This is a genomic window from Chromobacterium alticapitis (assembly GCF_002924365.1).
Taxonomy (GTDB): domain Bacteria; phylum Pseudomonadota; class Gammaproteobacteria; order Burkholderiales; family Chromobacteriaceae; genus Chromobacterium; species Chromobacterium alticapitis.
Map to the genome: position 1 here is coordinate 1 of NZ_PQWB01000139.1, position 6,514 is coordinate 6,514.

Annotated in this window: 2 protein-coding genes; both read right to left on the reverse strand. The window is 67.0% G+C overall.

Annotated elements, in window-relative coordinates; all coding sequences use genetic code 11:
* On the reverse strand, nucleotides 1-2,386 hold a 2,386-nt coding region (locus tag C2I19_RS19520), incomplete at its 3' end, for a beta-ketoacyl synthase N-terminal-like domain-containing protein (protein WP_233201289.1).
* A 37-nt stretch (nucleotides 2,387-2,423) separates the two neighbouring features.
* A partial coding sequence (locus tag C2I19_RS19525) for a type I polyketide synthase (RefSeq protein WP_199181286.1) occupies nucleotides 2,424-6,514 on the reverse strand: 4,091 nt, incomplete at its 5' end.

Genomic DNA, 6,514 nt, shown 5'->3' on the forward strand with positions numbered 1-6,514 from the left:
CGCCGGAGAATTCGGCGGCGTAGCGCTGTGCGCTCAGGTCGGAGGTGTTGCGGTGCAGCAGCGGATGCGGCGCATCGGCGGCAGACGCGCGGGTGGGCACTGGCTTGCGCGCGTCGGCGGCGATCCAATAATGCTCCGGGGCGAAGGCGTAGCCGGGGAGGCTGAGACGGCGGCGGAGCGCGCCGAGGTGCAATGTGTCCCAATCGAACACCATGCCCTTGGTCCAGTTTCTCAGTAACTCGTGGTAACGGCCTTGGGCCAGCCAGGCCTGTTGTTTGGCGGCAAGGGATTCATCCAGCAGGAAGGCGTCGGCTTCGTCGCTCGTCCCCATGTGAAATGCGCCGTCGGCTGCGCCAGCCAGAGCGGCCTGCAGACATTCGACCCATTCGCCGACCGAGGAGACGGCTGCGGCGAAGCGATGCGGCATTTCGATCCTGCCGATTTGCAGGGTATAGGCGGCGTCGCGCAGTTCAGCGTTGCTTAGGCGCCCGCGTCGCAGCGCATCCAGCCACTGGCGCATGAGGGCCTGCAGCCGTTCGGCATCGCGCGCCGACAGCACGACCAGAGCCGGCGCCATCGATTCGGAGCTGGCAGCCGGGGGGGTGGCCGGCAGGTATTCCTCCAGGACGACGTGGGCGTTGGCGCCGCCGAAGCCGAAAGAGGACACGCCGGCGCGCAGGGGCAAGGCCTTGCCCTGGGCATCGGATAGCGGCGTCCAGGGCTGGGTGTCGCGCACGATGTAGAACGGGCTGTCTCGCAGGTCGATGTAAGGATTAATCTCGTCGCAGTGCAGGCTCTTGGCCAGCGTGCGGTGACGCATCTGCAACAGTACCTTGATGACGCCGGCGACGCCGGCGGCCAATTCGAGGTGGCCGATATTGGTTTTGACCGAACCGAGCCCGCAGTAGTCGGCGGGCAGGGCATGGCCGACGGCCAATTCGTCGAAGGCGTTCTTCAAGCCCTGGACTTCGATGGGATCGCCGAGCGGGGTGCCGGTGCCGTGGGCCTCGATGTAGCCGACGGTAGCCGGATCGATGCCGGCCTGTTGGAAGGCGGTCTTGATCAGCTCGGTTTGCGCTTTGGGGTTGGGGGCGGTCAGGGAGGTGGCCTTGCCGCCGTGGTTCTCGGCGCTGCCGCGAATCAGGCCGTAGATATGGTCGCCGTCGCGCTCGGCGGCGGAGAGGGGCTTGAGCATCAGCATGCCGACGCCCTCGCCGCGGACATAGCCGTCGGCCTGGGCGGAGAAGGTCTTGCAGCGGCCGTCTGGGCTGAGCATGCCGGCCTTGCTGAAGCTGACCTGGGCCTCCGGTGCGATCAGGGTATTGACCCCGCCGACCACCGCCATATCGCATTCACCTTGTCGCAGCAGGGAGACGGCGCGATGAATGGCGATCAGCGAGCTGGAGCAGGCGGTGTCGATCGGCTCGCTTGGGCCGTGCCAGTCCATCCAATAGCTGGTGCGGTTCGGCCCCATGGAGGGGACGGTACCGGCGGTGCTATAACCCTCGATCGGCTCCTTGGCCTGCGTGAGCAGGCTGGCATAGCCGCTCGCCGCCGTTCCCGCGATCAGGGCGGTTTTGCTGCCCGCAAGGCTGGCCGCGGAATAGCCGGCATCCTCGACGGCCTTCCAGACATAGGTCATCAGCAGGCGTTGCTGCGGATCCATGGAAAGCGCCTCGCGCGGCGAGATGCGGAAGAACAGCGGGTCGAACTGATCCAGGCTGTCGATGACGCCCGCGCGCCGATTGACTGCCAGGCCCGGTTCCAGCCCCAGCTCGTCGGCCAGCTTGTCCCAGTTCCAGCGGGTGGACGGCACTTCGCTGATGCAGTCGCGGCCAGCGCGCAGATTATCCCATAAGGCGTCCAGATCGGGCGCTTGCGGAAAGCAGCCGCTCATGCCGATGACGGCGATAGGCTCCTCGCGCGCGGCCTTGTCGCTCGGCGTGAGCCGGGGCGCGGGGGCCGGAGACAGCGGCGCGCGCGCGGGCTGGATGCGCACCCGCTTGATCTGCGAGGCCGCGCCGGCGACCGGGGGCGGGGTCGGTGCCGGATCGGTCGAGGCGATGCCGAGGGCTTGGGCCATATGCGCGCCATGGCGGTCGGCCAGATGGCGGGCCAGTTCGCCCAGCGTGGTGGTTTCGAAAAACTGCGTCGGCGTCAGTGCCAGTCCGTAGCGTTTGTTGAGCTGATGGCTGAATGCGGTCTGCGCGATCGAATCGAAGCCGTAGTCGGTCATTTGCGCGTCCAGGCGAACGCGCTGCAGCGGCAGCTTGAGCAGCTCTGCGGCGTCCTGGATCAGGGCGCGTTCGATCTGTTGAGACAGGCGCGGATCCATCGCGCGGGCCGAATGCGCCGCCTGATTGGGTCTTGTCGATTGTTGTGACATTGTCAGCTTCTCCTGCAATCCATCCAAATGTGTCGCATCACTGCACCAGCCCGCTGGCGCGCAGGACGTGGGCGGGTAGGCTCTCGATCAGCGCCGGGCCGTCGGCTGGCGCCAGCTCTGGCGATCCGCGCATTTTTTCTTGAAGTTCCGCCATGCGCGTCGCCTCGCCGTAGAGCACCACCACATGGCTGCGGTTTTGCCGCATGGCGGCCCGCATGGCATCGAGGCCGGCCTGGGTCGGCATCGGCGCCAGTCCGGCGCGGCGCCACAGGTAGGCGCGCGTTTCTTCGTCCACTTTCATGCCGCCTTCCGCCCACAGCGGCCAGCTCACCGACAAGCTGAGCCCATTGGCCCGTCCTTCGGCCACCCGTGCCTGGCGTAGCGCCATGCATTCGTCGACAAAGGCATTGGCGGCGGCATAGTCCGCTTGGCCGGCGTTGCCGAATACGCCGCTGGCGGAGGTGAAGGCGATGAAATAATCGAGTGCGCAATCAGAGGTGGCTGCGTCCAGATTCAGCGTGCCATTGACCTTGGGCGCCAGCACTTCGCGCACTTGATCCTCGGTCTTGTTGCGCAGCAGGCTGTCGCGCAGCGCGGCGGCGCAATGCAGCACGCCGTCCAAGCGGCCGTGGCGCTGGCGGATGCCGGTCAGCAATGCGTCGACGGCGTTCGAATCGCTGACATCCAGCGACTGGTAATCCAGCATCGCGCCGCCGCCCAGTTCTTGCGCCAGCGTCGCCAGGTATTCCGGTCGAACCGCGCTGCGTCCGGTCAGCACCAGGGTGATGCCGCTTGCTTGGCTGGCCATGCGCCGGGCGAAAATCAGGCCGAGTCCGCCGAGTCCGCCGCTGATCAGATAGACGCCGCCGTCTTTGGCGAGCGGTACTTCCCGGCCTTCGGCCAGGGGCTGCGACTCTCGGCGGTAGCGCTTGATGCCGTCCGCGCCGACGGCCAGGATCTGCACGCGCAGTTCGGGATATTCCAGCGCCGCGCTCAGCAACATGGCGGCCAGGCCGCGCCATGGGCGCGGCGCATTCTCGGGCAGCGCCAAGCTGAAGAGCCCGGGCCGGCCATCGGCGCAGGCATTCTGCAGCGCGGCCAAGATGCGCGCGCTGTCGTCTTGGTACTGGCGCGCGACGTCTGTGGCGTCGTCGCCCAGGCGATGCAGCCGGGCCGCAGGCCACCGCTGTCGCAGCGATGCGCTCGCCGCCGAATCCAGACCGCACAGCAGCACGGTATGCGAGTCGGCGTCGACGGGCGGCGCGGCGTCCAATGTCCAGGAGGCTGAGAACATGCGCAGGTCGGCCGTATGCGGCGTGCGCGCTTCGGGGCGGCGGCTGCTGAAACCGGCAATGCGCACGCAGAGCGTTCCTTGCTCGTCGCATAAGCACAAATCCACTTTCTGTACCGCGCCGTCGACATGGGAGCCGGGGCTCAGCCGCGCCAGCACCCTGACCCTGGCCGGCAAGGGCGCGAGAATGTCCACGCTCTCCATCGCGAACGGCAAGGCCAGGCTTTGCTCTCGGCCCTCCTGCGCATGGATCAGCAGCTCGGTGCAAATTTGAAGCGCGCAATCCATCATGCCAGGGTGCAGGACGAAACCGTCTTCGCGCCGCATCGCCAACCCTTGGTTCAGTTCACCCAAGGCCCAACTGGCGCCGTCCGCGTCGCGGCCGCTGAAGACGCGCTGGATGAGCTTGAATTGCGGGCCGTAGCGGAAACCCAGCGCCAGATAGAGGTCATGGTGCTCGTCGGCCGAGGTTTCGATGTCCGCCGTCGCCTGCAAGGCGTCCAGCGGCAGGACTTCAGGCTCGGCGCGCTCCGTCAGCACGGCCCGGCCCTGGCTGAAGACCGGCGCCTCGCCATCCGCGGCTTCATCGCCGTGCAGCCGGTATTCCAGCTCGCCGTCCTCGGTCAGGCTGAGGCTGAGGTGAATGTTCTGCTGCCGCGCTTCGTCATCCGCCGGCGCGGCGATCGGGCGCAGGAAAACCATGTGCTCCAAACGGATGGCGTGCGCGTTCTCGTCCAGCGTCAGCGCATCGGCGACGGCAGCCCGTACCATTTCCAAATGCGCCACGCCAGGCAGGATGCGCTGCTCGCGCACCACGTGTTCGGCGAAGAAGAACTCTTGGCCGTCGAAGGCGGCGCTGTAGCGCTGCAGGCCGAGCACCGACGTGTTGCGATGGAGTAAGGGATGCAAACTGCCATGCGACTGACCGGCTGGCGCGCCCGCTTCGATCCAGTAGCGTTCCCGGGCGAAGGGGTAGGTCGGCAAGCCCAGGCGGCGAGGGCGCCGTCCCGCGTGCAGCCGGCTCCAGTCCAGCGAAAGTCCCTTGACCCAGAAATCCAGCAACTTGCGGTATTTGCCGCGCTGCATCCATTTCTCGACGGCTTCGCGCAACTCTTCGTCCGCGGCGAAGTTTTCCAGCGTTTCCTTGTTGCGCCGCGCTTCGCCGACGAAGAACTCGTCGATGTCGTTGTCGCCGCCGAGGTAGCGGCGCAACTTGTCGGCCAGCGCTGCCAAGCTGCTTGCCGTGCAGGCCAGCCGCGCATTCATGGCATCGCGCCCGACTTGCAAGGTGTAGGCGATATCCGGCAGATCGGCCTCCTGGTAACGGCCTTCTTCTATGGCCGCCAGCAATTGGGCCGCCTGATCGCGCAAGCGCTCTTCATCCTTGGCCGAGAGCACGATGGCCGAGACGCCGGGCTGAGCCTGCCCGGTATGGTCCTCCGGTGCTTGATACTCCTCCAGCACGACGTGGGCGTTGACCCCGCCGAAGCCGAATGACGATATGCCGGCGCGCAGCGGCATGGCGCGATCTTGCTCGTCGGTCATCGCTTGCCATGGGCGGTTCTCTTGCACGACATAGAAGGGGCTGTCCGCCAAGTCGATGTAGGGATTGATGTCCTCGCTATGCAGGCTCTTGACCAGCGTGCGGTGGCGCATTTGCAGCAGGACCTTGATCACGCCCGCGACGCCGGCGGCCAGCTCAAGGTGGCCGATGTTGGTTTTGATCGATCCCAGACCGCAGTAGCCGCTGCTCAGCGGCCGGCCGCGCGCCATGTCGGCGAACGCGCTCTTGAGTCCTTGCACTTCTATAGGGTCGCCGAGCGGCGTGCCGGTGCCATGGGCTTCGATGTAGCCGACCGTGGCGGGGTCGACGCCGGCCCGTTCGAACGCTTCGCGGATCAGGGCGGCTTGCGCGCGGGGATTGGGGGCGGTCAGCGAGCTGGCTTTGCCGCCATGGTTTTCCGCGCTGCCGCGGATCAGCGCGTAAATGCGGTCACCGTCGCGTTCCGCGGCAGACAGGGGCTTGAGCACCAGCATGCCGACGCCTTCTCCGCGCGCATAGCCATTGGCTTGGGCCGAAAACGTTTTGCAGCGCCCGTCTTCGCTCAGCATGCCCGCCTTGCCGAAGCTGATGTGGGCGAGCGGGTTGATCAGGGTATTGACGCCGCCGACCACCGCCATGCCGCATTGCCCATGCTGCAGCAGCGTCGCCGCGCGATGAATGGCGACCAGGGAGCTGGAGCAGGCGGTGTCGACCGGCTCGCTTGGGCCATGCCAATCCAGCCAGTAGCTCATCCGGTTCGGCCCCATCGACGGCACCCGGCTGGCGGCGCTGAATCCCTCGACGGCCATGCCGGCTTCAAGCAGGAGCTCGCCGTAGCCGCTGCTGCCAGTGCCGACGAGCAGCGCGGTCTTGCTGCCGGCCAGGCTTTGCGCGGCGTATCCGGCATCTTCCAGCGCCTTCCAGACATAGGTCATGAGCAGGCGTTGCTGGGGATCCATTTCCTGAGCTTCGCGAGGGGAAATGCCGAAGAACAGAGGATCGAACTCATCCACGCCCTCGATGATGCCGGCGCGATCGGCCAGCTTGAAACCCAGCTTGCGGCTGAGCGCGGCGCTGTCCCAGCGGGCGCGGGGAATGTCCGCGATGCAGTCGCGGCCGGCAAGCAGGGCCTCCCATAGACGATCCGGATCGGCCGCTTGCGGGAAGCGGCCGCTGACGCCGATGATGGCGATGGGCTCGAGCGCCGATGCGCCGACCGGCGCGACGGCAGCGCGCAGCGCCCGGCGTCCCGTGCGATGCGGCGGCGCGACCGGTGCGGTCGCGATGCGGGCCA